The organism is Alteromonas sp. IB21 (assembly GCF_016405965.1).
Taxonomy (GTDB): Bacteria; Pseudomonadota; Gammaproteobacteria; order Enterobacterales; family Alteromonadaceae; genus Alteromonas.
In genome coordinates, this window is the sequence record NZ_JAEFCD010000017.1 from 36,547 (window position 1) to 53,875 (window position 17,329).

13 protein-coding genes are annotated in these 17,329 nt (G+C 45.0%); 10 read left to right on the forward strand and 3 right to left on the reverse strand.

All coding sequences use genetic code 11. From position 1 onward, the window contains the following. Positions 1-88 precede the first annotated feature (88 nt). The 10 genes from pqqA (at position 89) to JC525_RS12540 (ending at position 11,464) form a co-directional block, all read left to right on the forward strand. Complete coding sequence (gene pqqA / locus JC525_RS12495) at positions 89-160, forward strand: pyrroloquinoline quinone precursor peptide PqqA (protein ID WP_071953288.1); 72 nt, start codon at positions 89-91, stop codon at positions 158-160. Between the two features lie 72 nt (positions 161-232). Beyond that, the gene (gene pqqB / locus JC525_RS12500; protein WP_198816137.1) at positions 233-1,153 is read left to right on the forward strand and encodes a pyrroloquinoline quinone biosynthesis protein PqqB; all 921 of its coding nucleotides are present in this window, start codon (positions 233-235) and stop codon (positions 1,151-1,153) included. Positions 1,154-1,155: 2 nt separating this feature from the next. Next, complete coding sequence (pqqC, locus tag JC525_RS12505) at positions 1,156-1,911, forward strand: pyrroloquinoline-quinone synthase PqqC (protein ID WP_198816138.1); 756 nt, start codon at positions 1,156-1,158, stop codon at positions 1,909-1,911. After that, positions 1,911-2,303: a pyrroloquinoline quinone biosynthesis peptide chaperone PqqD gene (gene pqqD / locus JC525_RS12510; RefSeq protein WP_198816139.1), complete on the forward strand. Its 393-nt coding sequence runs from the start codon at positions 1,911-1,913 to the stop codon at positions 2,301-2,303. Before pqqC ends, pqqD begins: the two co-directional genes overlap by 1 nt. Beyond that, positions 2,293-3,477 carry a pyrroloquinoline quinone biosynthesis protein PqqE gene (gene pqqE / locus JC525_RS12515; RefSeq protein ID WP_198816140.1) on the forward strand — a complete coding sequence of 395 codons (1,185 nt, stop codon included), beginning with the start codon at positions 2,293-2,295 and terminating at the stop codon, positions 3,475-3,477. The genes pqqD and pqqE overlap by 11 nt, the downstream gene beginning before the upstream one ends. Before the next feature lie 88 nt (positions 3,478-3,565). After that, entirely contained in the window at positions 3,566-5,368 is a 1,803-nt protein-coding gene (locus JC525_RS12520) for an insulinase family protein (protein ID WP_198816141.1), read from the forward strand. Between the two features lie 85 nt (positions 5,369-5,453). After that, on the forward strand, positions 5,454-7,949 hold the full coding sequence (locus JC525_RS12525) for a TonB-dependent receptor (protein ID WP_198816142.1): 2,496 nt from the start codon (positions 5,454-5,456) through the stop codon (positions 7,947-7,949). A 281-nt stretch (positions 7,950-8,230) separates the two neighbouring features. Next, positions 8,231-9,460, forward strand: coding sequence for a porin (locus JC525_RS12530; RefSeq protein WP_198816143.1), 1,230 nt, complete (start codon positions 8,231-8,233; stop codon positions 9,458-9,460). 211 nt (positions 9,461-9,671) lie between these two features. Continuing rightward, the gene (locus JC525_RS12535; protein WP_198816144.1) at positions 9,672-10,532 is read left to right on the forward strand and encodes a hypothetical protein; all 861 of its coding nucleotides are present in this window, start codon (positions 9,672-9,674) and stop codon (positions 10,530-10,532) included. Between the two features lie 272 nt (positions 10,533-10,804). Next, the gene (locus JC525_RS12540) at positions 10,805-11,464 is read left to right on the forward strand and encodes a response regulator (protein ID WP_198816145.1); all 660 of its coding nucleotides are present in this window, start codon (positions 10,805-10,807) and stop codon (positions 11,462-11,464) included. Between the two features lie 90 nt (positions 11,465-11,554). Here JC525_RS12540 and JC525_RS12545 read toward each other — a convergent pair whose 3' ends face one another. From JC525_RS12545 to JC525_RS12555, 3 genes are read right to left on the reverse strand one after another with little or no spacing between them, the layout of a single operon-like run. After that, complete coding sequence (locus tag JC525_RS12545; RefSeq protein ID WP_198816146.1) at positions 11,555-14,068, reverse strand: ATP-binding protein; 2,514 nt, start codon at positions 14,066-14,068, stop codon at positions 11,555-11,557. Beyond that, on the reverse strand, positions 14,055-15,245 hold the full coding sequence (gene nosP, locus JC525_RS12550) for a nitric oxide-sensing protein NosP (RefSeq protein WP_198816147.1): 1,191 nt from the start codon (positions 15,243-15,245) through the stop codon (positions 14,055-14,057). The genes JC525_RS12545 and nosP overlap by 14 nt, the downstream gene beginning before the upstream one ends. After that, complete coding sequence (locus JC525_RS12555) at positions 15,214-17,310, reverse strand: 4Fe-4S binding protein (RefSeq protein ID WP_198816148.1); 2,097 nt, start codon at positions 17,308-17,310, stop codon at positions 15,214-15,216. Before JC525_RS12555 ends, nosP begins: the two co-directional genes overlap by 32 nt. Positions 17,311-17,329 lie beyond the last annotated feature (19 nt).

A 17,329-nucleotide genomic window follows, 5' to 3' on the forward strand; every position in this document is an offset into this window, starting at 1 on the left:
ACAGATATCCTCCCTTAGGAGGATATCTGTTAACACATATTCAACATATACTCAGTCATGCGTTTAATCATAAAGAAGAGGAACAACTATGTGGACTAAACCCCAATACACAGAAATGCGCCTTGGTTTTGAAGTAACACTTTACATCAATAACCGCTAGGCAACGCCCTCTGGGATGATGAACAAAAAGGCTGCCGATGCAGCCTTTTTTTACTTGTAGTATGGAGTTGTTATGCACGTATTGATTCTTGGTGCTGCCGCCGGGGGTGGATTTCCACAATGGAACTGTCACTGCCCAAATTGTAAGGGATTACGGGAAGGAAAAATAAACGCAAAAAGCAGAACACAGTCGAGCATTGCTGTCAGTAGCGACGGCAACCATTGGGTTCTCATTAATGCCTCCCCCGATTTACGGGAGCAGATAAATAGCCACCCGCAGTTGTGGCCCGAGGACCATGTGTCTCGCGGCACGCGCATTAGCGCAATCGTGCTTACCGACAGTCAAATAGACCATACTACAGGCCTGCTAACATTGCGCGAAGGCTTACCCCTTCCCGTTTATTGTACCGATGTTGTGGCCGAAGACCTAACCACCAGCTTCCCCCTTTTTACCGTATTAAAACACTGGCACGGCGGACTACAGCAGCATTCAATTAATACCGATTATCATCAACGCTTTGTACCAAAGGGGGCAGAAGGCCTGACTTTCCAACCTGTGGTATTAGAGTCTAATGCGCCTCCTTATTCGACGTATCGCGACAACATTGTGCCGGGCAACAATATTGGCCTGAAGATAACTGACGACACCACGGGCAACGTGCTTTTTTACGCGCCGGGATGTATGCAGGCAAACGACACAGTAAAACAGGTGATGCGCGAGTCTCACTGCGTGCTATTTGACGGCACGCTGTGGGCCAATGAAGAAATGATAGATCACGGCTTTAGCAACAAGTTGGGCACTGATATGGGACACATGCCGGTAAATGGAAAAGGCGGAGCCATTGCGCTGCTAAATGAATTTAACGTTGCGCGTAAAGTGCTTATTCATATCAACAACACAAATCGCGTGCTTGACGAAGACTCCAGTGCTTATCACAGCCTGTGTGAACAAGGCATTGAATTGGCTTACGACGGTATGGAAATTGAGGTGTAGTAATGACAGAACACGCATGGTCTAGACAAGAATTCGAACAAAAACTGAGAGAAAAAGGCGCTTACTACCATATTCATCACCCATTTCATAAACGTATGAATGAAGGACACTGCAGCGTTGATGAAATTCAGGGCTGGGTGGCCAACCGACTGTATTATCAAATGGCGATACCGGTTAAAGACGCGGCAATTTTAGCGAATTGCGAAGATCAATCGGTTCGCAGAACCTGGATCCAACGAATTATCGATCATGATGGACGAGAAGGTGAAGACGGACTTGGCGGCATAGAAGCCTGGCTGCGATTGGGCGAAGCGGTAGGCTTGAACCGCAGCGAGTTACTTGATGAGACCCACCTGTTGCCAGCGGTTAAGTTTGCAGTGAATGCTTATGTGAATTTTGCCCGCCGTGCGTCGTGGGAAGAGGCTGCCTGCTCATCGTTAACTGAAATGTTTGCCCCTGAAATACATCAAAGCCGATTAGATACTTGGCCTGGGCACTACACGTGGATTGATAGTGAGGGCTTTACCTACTTTCAAATGCGGTTAAGTCAGGCGCGCCGTGATGTCGAGCATGGCCTACAGATTACCCTAGACCACTTCATTACCCGACAACAGCAAGAACATGCGCTCAATATATTGCAGTTCAAAATTGATATTTTGTGGAGCATTGCAGATGCTATTTGCTTTGCCTACGAATATAAGAGAAAGCCGTTTGATGGTATCGCCGACCAGCGGGTGTGCCATAAAGGGAGGTTTTAATGATGTCGAAATTACAGTCGCAAGCCGAACGCCACTCAGATGCTGATAGCGGTGGCTCTGATAGCGTTGGTGCAGACAACATTGAAAACAACCGCAGTCTCAGTAACAAAGGCGGCGTAACAACAGACAAAATCGCCTCTTTAAACCCGCTTTTTCGCATGCAGTACGAAAAGGCCCAAGGTTGCTATGTTTTGCTGTTCCCCGAAGGAATGATCAAACTTAATCCTTCTGCGGCAGAAATTCTCAAGCGTGTAGATGGCAGTAATACGGAAAATGCTATTTGTGCTGAACTTCGCCAGGCGTTCCCAGATGCACCCGATGATTTAGAAGAAGATGTTCACGCATTTCTGGTTCATGCCGAGCAAAAGAAGTGGATCCGCTATGACGAATAATACAGACGCTGATTTGCACCTCGACGTAGAAAGCGACGCACAAAATCCTGCATCAGACCACATCACGCCCCCGCTATGGCTCCTTGCCGAAATTACTTATCAGTGCCCTTTGCATTGCCCGTATTGCTCCAACCCAGTAAACATGGAAGAAACATTCAATGAGCTCTCTACAGAGCACTGGGAGCGTGTTCTGCGTGAAGCGCGGGAAATGGGCGCCGTTCAATTAGGCTTTTCTGGCGGAGAGCCATTACTTCGAAAAGATTTGGAGCACTTGGTCGCTTATGCGCGTGCTTTGGGTTTTTACACCAACTTGATCACCTCTGGCATTGGCATGACAGAAAAGCGTATTGCCAAACTCAAAGAAGCCGGGCTCGACCATATTCAGCTGAGTTTTCAAGCAGCCAATGCCGAAGTAAACGACCTAATAGGCAATAAGCGCCACTCATTTGAACAAAAACTCAAAATTGCGAAGCTGGTAAAACAATACAACTACCCTATGGTGCTTAACTTCTGTATTACCGCGCAGAACATTCACGAAATAGACGACGTGATGGCGTTAAGCGAGCAGCTAAACGCTGATTTTGTTGAGCTGGCTACCGTACAGTATTACGGCTGGGCCTATGAAAACAGAGACCATTTGCTGCCTACGTTACAGCAGCTACAGGGCGCTGAGGCCACAGTGAACCGCTATCGAGCGCAGCAAAACGGTAAAGGGCCAACCTTCATATTTGTATCGCCCGACTACTACGAATCACGCCCTAAGGCGTGCATTAATGGCTGGGGCACAACGTTTTTAACCGTAACGCCAGATGGCAGTGCCCTTCCATGTCACAGCGCGAAGATATTACCTTTGTCTTTTCCCAACGTGAAAGAACGTTCATTGCACGATATTTGGCACCAAGATTTTAGCTTTAATCATTTTCGTGGCGATAGTTGGATGCCGTCGCCTTGTAGGGACTGCGATGAAAAAGACAAAGACTTTGGCGGATGTCGATGTCAGGCCTACCTGCTAACAGGTGATATGTATAAGACGGATCCGGTTTGCAGTAAGTCGCCCGATCACCATTTAATGAAAGGCATTACCGATAAAGCAGGAACTAACCCGTCGAAGGCGCTTCAGTATCGAAAAGTGGAAAAGCCGATCCCCATTTTAGAAGTAAGTGCTACGAGGTAAGCGCTACGAGACAAGTAATACGAGATAAATGCGCTGCGATAGGTACGAAACAAAAAAAGATACCGTTAACCCGTAATGATAAAAGTGTATGTCTGAATTTCATTTCATTGATGCCGGTTCTGGGTCAAAAGTGCACAGCGTTGTTTTTGCGCTCAAAACTCCCGCGGTAAGCCACTCTGGGCTATCTCATTTAGCTGAGCACATGAGCTTTCGACGCTCTCCTCAATACCCGGCAGCCCACGAGCTTTTTACGGCAAATACACTTCTGCCTGTCACTATTAACGCTACCACATTAGCTGAACACACCTTCTTTTTTGCCACCTCTAAAAAAGCGAGTTTGCTGCTTGACGCTATAAAATACCTGTACTGCGGTTTACTCAACCACGATTACGAGGACAATGAGGTAAGCTTAGAGCGTGACGGGGTTATTTTTAACGAGCTCGCGATGCTAGAGGCAAACAGCGACTATGCATTAAACGCCGCTATTCGATTAGCCGATACCCATAAAAATGCCTATCAACACGCGGGGGGGTTTACACACACCATTGGCAGAAATAGCATTCAAGCGATTCAAGACTACAAACGCCAGTGGTATCAGCCCAACAACATTACTACGCTGGTTTACAGTAATTCACCCCAATTTTTTGAACAGTGCAAGGACGTTGTTACAGCCCTGAGCGCAAAGAAAGCCCTGAGCGCAAAGTCAGCCCTGAGCGGAGAAACAGCCCTGAGAGAAAAAACGGCTTTGAGTCAGCACGTATCTCAACGCGAAGACTCACACTCAGACAAAGAAGCCTTCCTTTATCCACAAACAGTAAACGGCAAAAACGAATCAATAAGACACGTATTAACCTGGTGGTTTCCTCAATACTTTCTTAATGGATTACGACAGCAAGAAGCAACGCTTAACACTGTAGCAGGCCATGAAAACACCTTATTTATCGACCCTGAAATCAATCATCAAGGCAACTTTGCAATCCGCCTCGTCACAAAAGAAGCGATGAATGATGAAGAAAGCGCGCTTTCGACAGAAGCAGTACCAAGGCTTTCACAAAACCTGACACACAAGCAAGTAAAGGGCGATAACAATAAAAGGCTGGAACGCCTAAAACATGTCGTATCCACTTGTCTTGCCTCATTAGATATTGCACCTTCAACGCCTTTGCCAGACACTAATAAACACGCAGAGGGTGTGGGTGCAGCTATTCGTTATTTTGCGCAATTAATGAATGCGTTGTCTTCGAACGAGTGTGCCACCGAAGATTGTGCCACCAAAAATGCTTATTTAGCGAGTGCTAATAAGGTATCGCGCTCCTACCTGGGGGCACTACTTTCACCTGAAAAATCAGTCGCAAGCGAGCGTTTTACAAAGGCACGTAAGGCGCTTAACGCACGGGCAAGCGCTTTTAATAGCGCCCCATCACTTTTCAAACCGCGTCTTGCCTCTAAATATCGACATTTTATTGCTCTAGAGAACTTGCCTTCGCTCCCACGGTTGTTACATCCCCTCGCGAAAAACACCACTGCTTTAGCGCGATTTAAAGCTGAACATATTGCTTCGCACCTAGAACCGTTTTCAACCGCATCCCCACCCACAACAGTAGAATCAGCTTCTCTAAATTCAGCCTCTAGTTATTCAGCCTCGCATTGGGTGTATCGCATTGCGTTCTATCAACAGTCAAGACTACAAGCGGTACTGGCAAACCACCTTTTCTGGCAACCAAGAACCTCGGGGGAATGCTACGCGCTAGGCGCTGCGACCTATGAAAATAACCTGTATTTGTTTGGCGCAAGCGATACTAATATCAAAGAGCGTGAAGGCTGGTGCAATAACATTTTGTCGATGCCCATGTTGGGAAATTCGGGAAAAAACACTGCTACCAATTTATGACACTTCCTCCCACTTAAGGAGGATATTTTTAGGGAATGGTTAAGGCAATACTGAAAATATAAATAATAACGAAGCAGACAAGACCATGCCTACGCGAATTTCTACTAAAAGCTCTAGCCAAAACGTTGCACGTTTCCCATCACGCCAACTTGCCCGTTCACCATTTGCTCTAGCGGTTATTGCAAGCGCAGTAACCTATGCGTTTAGCCCTGCTGCAGAAGCTAACGATGCAATGGACCGCTACGAGGTAATAGAGGTGCAAGGGGCAACGCCGCTTAGCGCCAACAGCAACAACTCTGCTGTATTTGGCAACGTTCAGACACTCACTCAAGATGACATTGAAGGGAGCGTCAATCGTTCACTACCGGAGCTACTCAAAACTCAGCTTGCAAGCGTGAACCTAAACGATGTTCAGAACAATCCGTTCCAACCCGACCTGCAATACCGCGGGTTTACTGCCTCTCCGTTGCTTGGCCTACCTCAGGGCATTTCGGTTTACCTAAACGGCGGTCGGGTTAATGAAGCTTTTGGTGATACTGTGCATTGGGACCTAATGCCCCTAGATGCTATCGATACTGTTTCTTTGTACTCGGGTTCAAACCCTTTGTTTGGCCAGAACACGCTAGGCGGCGCTCTTGCGCTAACAACGAAAACAGGGTTTAGCTTCAACGCCAATGAAATCGATTTACAGGCTGGACAATTTGGCCAGAAAGCCGCGTCTGTGGAATCGGGTGGTCATAACGATCACTGGGCGTACTACGTAAACCTGAATCACTATGAGGAAGATGGCTGGCGCGACTATTCGCCATCTGAAGTGCAGCAAGTATTTACGTCCCTTGCTTATAAAAGTGACAAGATGTATCTCGACATGAACCTGTTTATGGCCGATAACGAATTACTTGGCAACGGTGCATCACCTATTGAACTGCTCGATATTGAAGGAAGAGAAGCAGTCTACACCCACCCCGATCAGACCAACAACGAACTTACGCACGTTAATATCACCGGTGATTTTGTGTTAACTGACACCTTATCTTTAACCGCCAATATGTTTTATCGCGACACACAAACTCAATCAATCAACGGCGATGACAGTGATTTTGGTGCCTGCCAGTTCGCTGATGGACGTGTAACACTGTGTGAATTTGAAGATGATGACGACGATGATGATGATGCTCCACTTGATAGTGATGATGATGGCGACGACGATGATGACGATGATTTGCCTGTTGTGGGCGAAGGTGATGATATAGAGGCGGTTGAATTTATTGGCTTTGATGACGACACCGCGCTTGCCGAAATATCAGATGTGGACGCAGATGAACTTGATGGTACATACAATACGGGCCGCACAGACACCAAAGCTACTGGATTATCTTTTCAGCTAGCAAAACAATATGCCTTAAGCGGCTTCAGTTCAGAGTTAATTGTTGGTGCCAGCTACACCAAAGGAGACGTTAACTACGCCGCTGATACTACATTTGGTATTTTGGAAAACGATTCTGCACAAGACTCACGCACCGTTTTACCCATTGACGGGCTTATGGCACAAGAAGCCAGGGTTAGATTAGATGTAGACACCACCGCATGGTCGCTATTTTTCATGAATAGTACACAGCTCTCTTCAGCCGTATCACTCAATCTTGGTGGACGGTTTAACCGAGACCATATTGTTATGGAAGACCTGATTGATGACGGTGAAGGTTCATTAGACGGCGATCACCGTTTTACACAATTTAACCCAGCGGTGGGCGTAGATATTACCATTGATGAGCAAAGCCAGTTGAATCTTGCAATCAGCCAGTCTTCAAGAACGCCAAGCCCAGCAGAGTTAAGCTGTGCAGATGAAGACGACCCTTGCCGCTTACCAAATGGGTTTGTGGCCGATCCTCCTCTTGATCAGGTGGTTACCCAAACTATTGAAGCGAACTACACCACGCGTATAGATAACATCGACCTGATGCTAAACGTTTTTCACAGTAGAAGTAAGGACGATATTATCTTCCAACAGGCTGGCTCTGTTGCGTCTCGCGGATACTTCATCAATGTCGATGAAACCCGGCGTCAGGGCGTTGAATTCAGCGTAGGCTCTACGTGGAATAAACTAACATACCGGTTAAACTACAACTATCTCAACGCAACCTATGAATCGACATTCACGTCATTCAGCCCCTTCAATCCTCAGGGGCCGGACCGGGTCGTAACGCCAGGTGACAAAATTCCAGGCCAGCCAGAACATTTAGTCAAGTTTTACACAGATTACGCCTTAACGGATAAAGCGCGTTTAGGGGCGGAAGTTATTTCAGCATCTAGTCAGTACTTTAGGGGCGATGAGGCAAACGAAAATGAAAAGATTGACGGGTACGTTATTGCAAACGCTTATGCATCGTACCGTTTCAACGACACATTTACCGCATCACTGCGTGTGAACAACGTGTTCGACAAAGACTATGAAACCTTCGGCACTTATGGCGAGGCGGATGAGGTGTTAGAAGACATTTATCCTGACGTAGAAGGCGCAGAATTCGTGGGCCCCGCACAGCCGCGAATGGTCAGTGTGAATCTAAAAGCAAGATTCTAATAAGATAGCAGTTGTTACCATACGCATTTTTATCGACATAAAAACTGAGACAAAAATTAAAAAACGCGACTTATTTTTTCACAGTAGTCGCGTTTTTTATTGTTTATACATTTAATTTTCCCACTACTAAAGAAGGAGATTAACACGCCTTACGACCGATGGTTCAAAATTCAATAAAACCTATTATCAATTTACTGGACACCGAAAGCATTAAAGCCAGTCGAAAATAAAAATAAAAAGCCACTGTAATTAATCAACACTACCAACATTGGGACAGTAAAATGAAAAAGAACGCATTGAAAAAAACCTGTTTATCTATTGCCATTTTAAGCGCAGTTAGTAGCCATAGCTTTGCACAAGACGAGCCCTATTCGTGGAATATTTCTGGATGGATAAATGAAGGCTTAACCTACTACGACGACGGTGTGGGTAGTGATGTGGCACAACTGTCAGACAATGGTACAACGCTAGGTAGCCGTATTACGCTTTCAGGGAATTACAAACTGGAAGAACAAGGCATGGACGTGGGCTTTGAGGTCATTATTGAACCTCTTTCAGGCGCACCAAACTACGCCGGTGGTGGCCATCAAACGCCGCTTTTATTTGCAAACCAGGACAACTTAGACACCTTCAATGGTGGCGACATAGGCTTATTAGGCAGCAGCCTCTACTTTGGCGGCGACTGGGGTAAAGTTACTATTGGTTTACAAAGCCTTCCCACCGATAACATTGCGGTTCTTGCCGATCCGTCTGGCACTATTTGGTCAGGCATTTCACCATTGTTTAGAGCTAATGGCTTTTTTATTCGAGGCGTGGAAGAAGGCTTAACCAATGTAGCGTGGGGGCAATTTGCCCAGTGCCTGGCAACGCCTGGTTTGGGTATAGGGCTAGATTGTAACGGTATTTATCGTAATGGCGTACGCTATGATCTTCCCCAAATGGGCAATGTGAGTATTGCAGTAGGTTATGCAAACGACGAAATTTACGATATTGCAGTCAAATATGCTGCTGAACACGAAGGTTTCAAAACCAATCTTCACGCAGGTTACTCGGTGAACAAAGATGGCGGCAGTAATGTTGGGGGCAACAGCTCAACTACGCTGCAATTACAAGCTGGCGTCATGCATCTAGAATCAGGGGTGTTTGGGGTAGCCACTTATCAGATGGAAGAAGCTGACGACGCGATTGTGGGTTCGGGTGATGATACGGATGCCTATTATTTTAAAGCGGGTATTAGAAAGCAGTTCAATCGCTTTGGTGACTCTGCGCTTTATGCAGAGTATGCAAGCTATAACGACCAATACGGCATGGCGCATTTAGATGGCGTTACCGGCTCAGAGCTAAGTCAGTGGGGCGTTGCAGCGGAACAATACTTTGGTTCTCGCTTCTTGCTATACGTGAAATACGAAAACCTTAGTTTAGATATTGAAGGTTCACAAGCTGCACAGGGCATCTATAACAGCGCAGAGGATTTAACCCTTATTCAACTGGGCGGCACGGTATTCTTTTAATCGTGATTTTAAAAAACAACGCATATTACAATATATGAAATTACATTTAATTTCGCTGAGATTTTATATTTATCCAATCGGATATTTTAAATTCAAAAATATTGAATAATTTAATTTTTAAAGTTGGAATTAAAGTAGATTTTTAAAAGAAAAGTAAAATTAAAAAAGCGAGATAAATTTTTCTCGCTTTTACTATTTAAGAGGAAAGCCCATGAAAAGCACGTCTCTATTTTTTTTAAATCTAACTCGACTGTTTTTTTTAATCATCGTTTTAATACCTTCAGCACGAAGTGCTGACGCACAAACGATATTTCAAGAGGACAAGAACAATTTCATTGCTCTTATTGAAAAACCAAACGAAACAGCAAGTAGCATGCGTGCCAACCAGCACCCCTTTACGCTGCAAGAGCAGGATGTATCCGCCATACTTAGCGCTATTCAGGTGGTTAAGAACAAAAATACGTCAACACCGCTTTTTACAAGTGAACAGGTTTCTTTGCTTGCAGTTTATTTACCAAAGGCGTTACGTAAAGCGACGGCTCAGCAAGACGTAATTTTTGCCCTTAGTAAAGAGAAGCGCTATTTGGCAGGCCTTAAAACCCAAACATATTACGTTGCAGGCAGTATTTTCGTTGCAGACGACCAGCTCAATATTCTTATTGGCGAGTTCGACAAAGTAGCTAATAAAGCCTATGAGATGGCTTATGATCCCACTTCTCAAGGCTTGATAAAATACGACTTTAATTTTGGTAATCGGAAACAAGCAAAGTTCTCATTCGATTCCCCACTCTCTTTTTCCGCACCTGATATAGAACTGAAAATGAAAAATCGCTTCGATTGGGTGGTTGCGCCTACAAAGCTCACGCTAGAGGCATCGGTAGAAAAGGAAACACTTTCCCCGTCGAATAGGGAAAACACGCCCAGCCAGAAAAACATATCCGACACGGCCACCTTACCAGCAGAAAACGATATCGTTGCCCGTTTTAAACGGTTAGATGCACTAAAAAAGGCGAACCTAATTAGCGAAACAGAATACGCCCAGAAGAGAAGGCAGTTACTTGACGAGTTATAGAACGAAAGTCCCGTCAGTACCGGTCTTACGTGCTTTTTTATTATAAGCCATTGGTCTTATTAGGCCTGACTCAATGTTATATTAATGTTAACATCGTGAGTACATGAAGTGACTGTTTAGCTTTAACGTTTCGGGGAACTTGGTCACTTTGAAGCGTTTCATATACGCCGTAATTTTGTCTTACTAAAAAGGCTTATGTGCGAATAAAACGTCAACCTAAACATGTCACAAGGCCAGCGGCAAATGTCGCTTTTTTAGCTTAGGGAAAGACCATGCACCGTATCCTGATAATTGACGATCACCCTATTTTTCGTCACGCAATGATTACTATTTTAGGGAAAAAGTTTCCCGACTCAGAAACCCTCGAAGCCAATTCAATTTCTGAAGCGTTGACATTACTTGAGCAAGACGACAAATTCGACTTGATCATGCTCGATTTAAATATGCCGGAAACCTGCGGCCTTAACGGACTGTTAGAAGTTCGAAACCAACACCCCAACATCCCCGTGGTTATCATTTCCGCGGAGACGGAAAAGCAAAACATTCTGCAAACCATTTCTTATGGTGCGGTTGGTTTTATTTCAAAAAGTAGCAAAATTGAAGAAATCGCTACGTCCATCGAAAGTATTTTTGAAGGGAATGTGTGTTTACCATCAGAGATATTGAGAACGCCGTCTACCAGAACCCGCAAGACTAATGACAACGGTATTTCGCCGGAGCAAATTCGTTCTTTAACCCGCAAGGAGCTGACTGTGTTGAAGTATTTAACGCAAGGACTAGCCAATAAAGTGATTGCTTACGAGCTTAATATTTCTGAAACCACGGTTAAGTCTCATGTCTCATCTATTCTCAAAAAGTTAGGAGCTAGCAACCGAGTGAAAGTCGTGGCCAGTGCCGCGAATATCGACTTTAACCAGTACGTATTTAATTAAGCGAGCATCAATGTAGCTAAAGACGGCCTATCTTTGCGGCGAACGGCTGTAGAGGTAAACGCAATTTCTTTGGCCCAGACCGTTCATTTGCTAACCTGCCAAGCTAGCGACAAGTGAGGCTTTAAGCACTGAAGAGTTAACCGGTTTGTGCAGCAGTTGAATATCGGTATCCTCAAGTTCATCCGCTAATGCTTTTGAATGGTTAGCAGTGCAAATCATAATGGGCATTGCAGGCGAGAGTTTTCTTACACGTTTGGCAATATCTAGCCCTGTTTCTTCTTCGTCTAAATGGTAGTCGACAATAAGCATGTCGCACTCGTCAAAGCTGCCTTTATTTACGGCAATACATTGTTCAAAACCTGAGAAGGTTTCTACTTCCATATCCCAGTTTGCGAACAAGGTTTGCATAGCTATACGCATATTGGCATCGTTATCAATATGCCAAATATGCTTGTCTAAAACGTAATCTGGTAATGAAGGCTCTAAGGTATAAAGATAATCTTGTTCTTGGTTCGTATCACACTCTTCTGCAACAGGAATGGTCACGGTGAAGCACGCACCTACCCCCTCTTTCGAGCGAACCCGAATATCGTGCTCTAGCAGCTTACTCATTTTATCAACAATGTATAAGCCCAGCCCCAAACTGTAGGAATAGTTAAAGTCGTTTTCTAACCTAGAAAACTCTTTAAAAATAACTTTCTGATCGTCTTCGCTTATGCCAACTCCTTGATCATATATGCTAATTTCCAGGTTTTCATTCACCTTTCTTGCAGCCAGTAACACCTTGCCGTTCGCGCCGTATTTCATTGCATTTATTAATAAATTTCGCAATATTCGAGAAAGTAAGTTCACGTCTGTTACTACGAAGGCTTCTTTCAAACGGTAGCGAAAGTCTACGCTGTAGTCTTTACTGATGTGCGTAAACTCTTCGGCTAACTGCATAAGTAACGGCAATACATTTTCATGCTGCTTATCGGGCTGTAACACCCCAGCGTCTAGTTTGGACGTTTCAATTAGCGTGCGAATAAGGCCATGTAAATCAGACAGTGAATTATCGAGGGCAGTAACAATAGGGCTAGATGAGCTATCCACCTGATCTTTTAAAGTTTCGTTAAACAATATAGCGGCGCTAAGGGGCTGCATAAGATCGTGGCTAATGGCAGCCAAGAATTTGCTTTTTGAATCGATGGCTTCTTGAAGAGCGATGTTGGCATGGTTGAGTTCACGAGTACGCTTTTCAACATTCGATTCTAACTGGTCTTTCGCCGCTTTAAGCTGTAGCTGGCTCTCTACTTGTTGTGATACATCGGTAGCTAGAACGAAATGCCCAGCGATACCGCCAGAGTCATTGAAGTGAGGCAGGTAAACTTTTTGCAAAAAACCAACGTCACCATGGGCATTTTTTTCCTTACTTTGAAAGCTCACCACCTCGCCCTGATTAACGCGGCGCAAATACTGAATAAGCTTGGGGTAAACCTCTTTAAGATGGCTGCGGTCCATTGGCATATCGTTAATGTCTTGCTCACTGACGCCATACCAATCGCGATAACCTTTGTTGGTGTATTGAAATTTTTTATCCGTGCCAATATAAGCAATAAGAGCGGGCACGTTATCGGTTATCATGCGGATCCAGCTTTCGTTTTGTTTCAGCGTTTCCGCGTAGTTATGCTGCGACGTGACATTGGTAAACGTGCACAGCGTATTGCCGTCTGGCAACGTGGTGATATTACGTTCAACCACCAAATGCTCGTGGATAATCTGGGTGCTCGGTCCTTCCGAATTTAGGTTTAAACCGCTCCAGTGACGATTATTTTGAAGGGCATAAATATTCTTACTGTTTACCAGTATGTGCTGGGGCACATTTGATTGGGTCAAAAACGTATTATTCCAAAACGCGATGCCGCCCTCTTTATCAATGAGCAATATTCCAACATCAATATTATCGATCAGGCTTTGCAGTAGCTTGTTTTTCTCTTTAATGACTTGCTCGTAGCGATTCGACTCAAGCAGCTTTACTTCAGTGATATCGTTAAACAGAATAACGTTCCCGCCTTCTTGAGTCGGTCGGTTTGTCAGCTGATACCAGCGTTTGTTCGACAACTGGTAAATCATCCTACCTTCCACGTCGGCAGGCAGTGCACGGCGAATAACCCCAGAATGTTTGGCAGCTTGGGTAATATCGTAATAGTTGTCACCAATTTTAGGGGTGATGGAAAGATCGTCCCATACGGTTTCGAAATGCCGGTTAAAGAAAATGATCCCGCCGAGCCTATCAAGCAACACCATCGCCTGATTGGTACTTTCAATGGCATCATGCAAACGCTGCTTAACCTGATGGGTTTCTTCGTGCGCGCGCACCAGCTCTGCATTTGACTGCTCGAGCTTTTGCAGTACAGATTGAAGCTCTTCTGTTTTCTGGCTCACTTTTTCAGAAAGTTGAACCGAGTGCTCGAATGCGCGGTAGCTATGATGATTAAAGCCCCCTTCCTCCATACGATACATCAGCGCAGCGTTTATCTTTTCGAGCTTTTCGTTTTCACGCTTTTGTTCATGCAGGGCTTTTTGGAGCGCCTCTACATCGGTAAAGTGATTACTGGGCTGCAAAGTACACCCCCGTAAACGTTTGATTTAGATGGATTGAATGAATATGTTCGCCATACGCATTAAAGCCTGCAACCTTGTATTTTTGCTGTAGGCGTTTTATCTCGTGGTCGTTTTTACCTTGTTGAATTTCAAGCCTTCGTAAGAAACAGTCGCAGGCATAGACGAACTCGGGCTCGCCAAGCTCTGTTCGCAATTTATCCAACTTGGTCTCTAATGCTTCAATACAATCGCCTAGCTGAATAAAGGTGAGAATAATGCCAATATCAACTGCGCAATAAAACGTAATAGCATTAGTAACTGGGTCTACTTTCTGAATTGAGCGAATAAAGTATTTTCCGCCCACCAATACCGCTAAAGGGAAAAGCGAAAACACGTCCGGCGTTAAGTCTTTTGCTTTCATTCCTAGCAGACTGGCGTAATATTGTGCCGCCGGCTCACCGTTAATCTCATACACGGTTCGCGACTCAGGGTCTGCATGGGTAACCACAAGCTTCGACACCGGTGAATTAATGTGATCGATTGAGAAAACTGTAAAGGGTTTCCCCGTGCCAACAAGCAATAATACAGCGGCGTCTCGGTGAAACGCGCCATCATAAAATACATAGGTAGCTTCTAACTTTAAATCGTCCCCAGCGCTGCCGCCTAAGTGCGGAATGTTGCCAAATGCAGTAGCAAAGGTTTCTAGAAAATGTTCTTCATGGCGGGTTAGTCCATCTAGCACAGAAATAACGAAGTGCTGTTCATTATCGTAACGGCGTTCTCGTCCTTTCAACGCTCTGCGCAAACCGCTGGCAATATCATGGGCTTCATCGAAATTCACCTCACCCAAATTAGCCACCATCGCAGTGGCGATGGAAAACTCGTTTTTCAAAAACGCGACGGCCAAAAGTTTTTCTGTTCCGTAGCCATTTTTATTAAACTCACCCGCACTGGTGCAGCCAACAATGTTCACGTGTGGAAAACGTGCGGTGATTTCCTGTGCTACGGTATCTAAGTCAAACAGCGTGCTGGTATGAAAGAGCAGTAGCTCTATTTCTTCACAATGCACTTGGGCCAAGATCTCATTGGCTACATCGCGACAGGCTTCTTTAGCGCCATAAAAATCAGCTTCATTATCACTATCAACATTGCTTTTCGCTGGTTGACTAAGTGCGGACAGGATTGAGGTTTTTGACACGCGTTGGCACCTTTTTCTTTTTATATTTATCGATTTTGCACAAGTCAGGGTTATCTAACGTAACCACACACTCAAGGCACTGAATACATTCAGCATAGTCAATGCTGCCGTCTTGTTCTATAGCATCAATACCACATTTCTTTTGTTTGCACAGCTGACACGGATTACCACAGGCGTCTTTACGTGTGAGCAACTTAACTAAAGGGAAACGACCCAGAATGGCAAGCCCCGCTCCCAAAGGGCATAAATAGCGGCAGTAGACTTTATGAATTTTTAAGCTGAGTAACAGCAATAAAGCCGAATACAGTACAAAGGGCCAATATCGAACGAAATGTAAGGTTATAGACGTTTTAAAAGGCTCTATCTCAGCGAGCTGCTCCGCAAGGTTTAGCGAGTAGAATGAGCACGCAACTAGGCCTATCAGCAACACATATTTAATTTTTTGCGCCCGTTTGTGGTGCTGATGCTTAATTCTCATTTGTTTTATCCTGAGCTTTTCAGCCAGTATTCCCATCATTTCCTGGAGTGCGCCGAAGGGGCAAAGCCAACCACAAAATAGTCCCCGCCCTACGATAAATAGCGAGACAAATACAAAGCACCACAAAATAAAAATAACCGGATCGAGAAGATATACCTCTAACGAGAAGCCATCGACAATATCCAGTAGCAGCGTGTATATGTTGACAACCGACAGTTGCCCTTGGGCGTAAAAACCAATAAAAAACAGTACGAACACAAGGGATAATGCCCGTACTGTGTGCACAAACTTCGTGTAAGGCGTAAGCCTTTGTTGGAATGCAAAAAACAACGACAGCGCCACAAGATAAACAACGGTGATGCTTATCACTAAGGTTCTGTCCCCCCAAATTTTCTGCCACAACGGAATGGGCTTCGCTAACTGAGCCTCAGGGTTTTCCATAAACAGTTCACTAGGCAGCGTCACTTTCAAAGGGAACAGGTGCTCATCTTGCTCGAAGAAACTTGGCTTAAACGGCACACTGATCGCGAGTTCCATTTCTTGATCAAGTGACAACCCGCCCTTCGACTTTACTCGTAGTACTTTAATCTCATTGTAGTCGGGCAATGTCTGTGAAAATGCAGGGTCATAGAAGCTATAAAAATCGATATCGCGGATAGCTGTGGGAAAACCGCCTTGTGATACCCGTAAATGCTCAGGTGTGGTCTGGGGAACAAACTCATCGCTAACAAAGCTGAAGCCTTTTGTATTCAACACCAACAGTGCCATTTCACCCGGATTTAAATTTTCTTGCAATCTCGCATACTCATCCTTATCGAGTAGATTTTTCCCCACGATGGGAAGGCTCAAGAACGCATAGTAATGCTCGGCAACAAGATCACCGTCAAGAGCAAGCTCGCTTTGAATGTCGTCAACCGCACGAATAACTTCTTTCGGCAGGCCTTTTGTATCTTCTCTGGTAATCTGGTGCTTTTGGACGTAGCCCTTATCCACCAGCTCGCTAAAAGAGAGAGGCTCGTAAAACTCTGGGTTGATTATATTGTTGCTAGGCGCAACAAACCCATCGAGCTTGGCTCTGGCAACCGCTAATGCAGACGTCACGATAGTGTCGTTGATGACCAGCACTGATACGGTGGCTTTCGTAACCCCGTCAAAGTAGGTAGCGTCTTTACCTACATTGCTTTTTCCACCAATGATAAAACGCTCTTTGATACTATGCCCTTGATATTGGGCAACGAAATCGAACATGGATTTCTCGCCGAGCCCGTGCAAAAAAATAGGTTCGCTGTGCTGCTTGACGAAAAGATCAATGAAGTTACCTTGGGGGTCTAACCCTATCACTACGTTAACGGGTTTACCTGAAAAGCCAATGAAGTCCACAAAGTCATTCGACTCAAAAACGTATCCGAGTAGCTGCTGAAGCTGATAGACCGGGGTTACCTTGATGTCAGTGTGCATTTCTCCCACGCGTGTAGCGTTGGGAAATATTTTGTTAATGTTTTCTGGAATGTCTGTGGCGTCAGATTGCGCCAACACATTGGTACTGAGAAACAGCAAGAAAATGATTGAGGTAAATGCGATGCGCATAAAGGTAGCGGGCGGCAAT

Coding starts and splice junctions, on each gene's coding strand:
- pqqB (WP_198816137.1), top strand. CDS start 233: ATGCACGTATTGATTCTTGGTGCTGCCGCCGGGGGTGGATTTCCACAA.
- pqqC (WP_198816138.1), top strand. CDS start 1,156: ATGACAGAACACGCATGGTCTAGACAAGAATTCGAACAAAAACTGAGA.
- pqqD (WP_198816139.1), top strand. CDS start 1,911: ATGATGTCGAAATTACAGTCGCAAGCCGAACGCCACTCAGATGCTGAT.
- pqqE (WP_198816140.1), top strand. CDS start 2,293: ATGACGAATAATACAGACGCTGATTTGCACCTCGACGTAGAAAGCGAC.
- JC525_RS12520 (WP_198816141.1), top strand. CDS start 3,566: ATGTCTGAATTTCATTTCATTGATGCCGGTTCTGGGTCAAAAGTGCAC.
- JC525_RS12525 (WP_198816142.1), top strand. CDS start 5,454: ATGCCTACGCGAATTTCTACTAAAAGCTCTAGCCAAAACGTTGCACGT.
- JC525_RS12530 (WP_198816143.1), top strand. CDS start 8,231: ATGAAAAAGAACGCATTGAAAAAAACCTGTTTATCTATTGCCATTTTA.
- JC525_RS12535 (WP_198816144.1), top strand. CDS start 9,672: ATGAAAAGCACGTCTCTATTTTTTTTAAATCTAACTCGACTGTTTTTT.
- JC525_RS12540 (WP_198816145.1), top strand. CDS start 10,805: ATGCACCGTATCCTGATAATTGACGATCACCCTATTTTTCGTCACGCA.
- JC525_RS12555 (WP_198816148.1), bottom strand. CDS start 17,310: ATGCGCATCGCATTTACCTCAATCATTTTCTTGCTGTTTCTCAGTACC.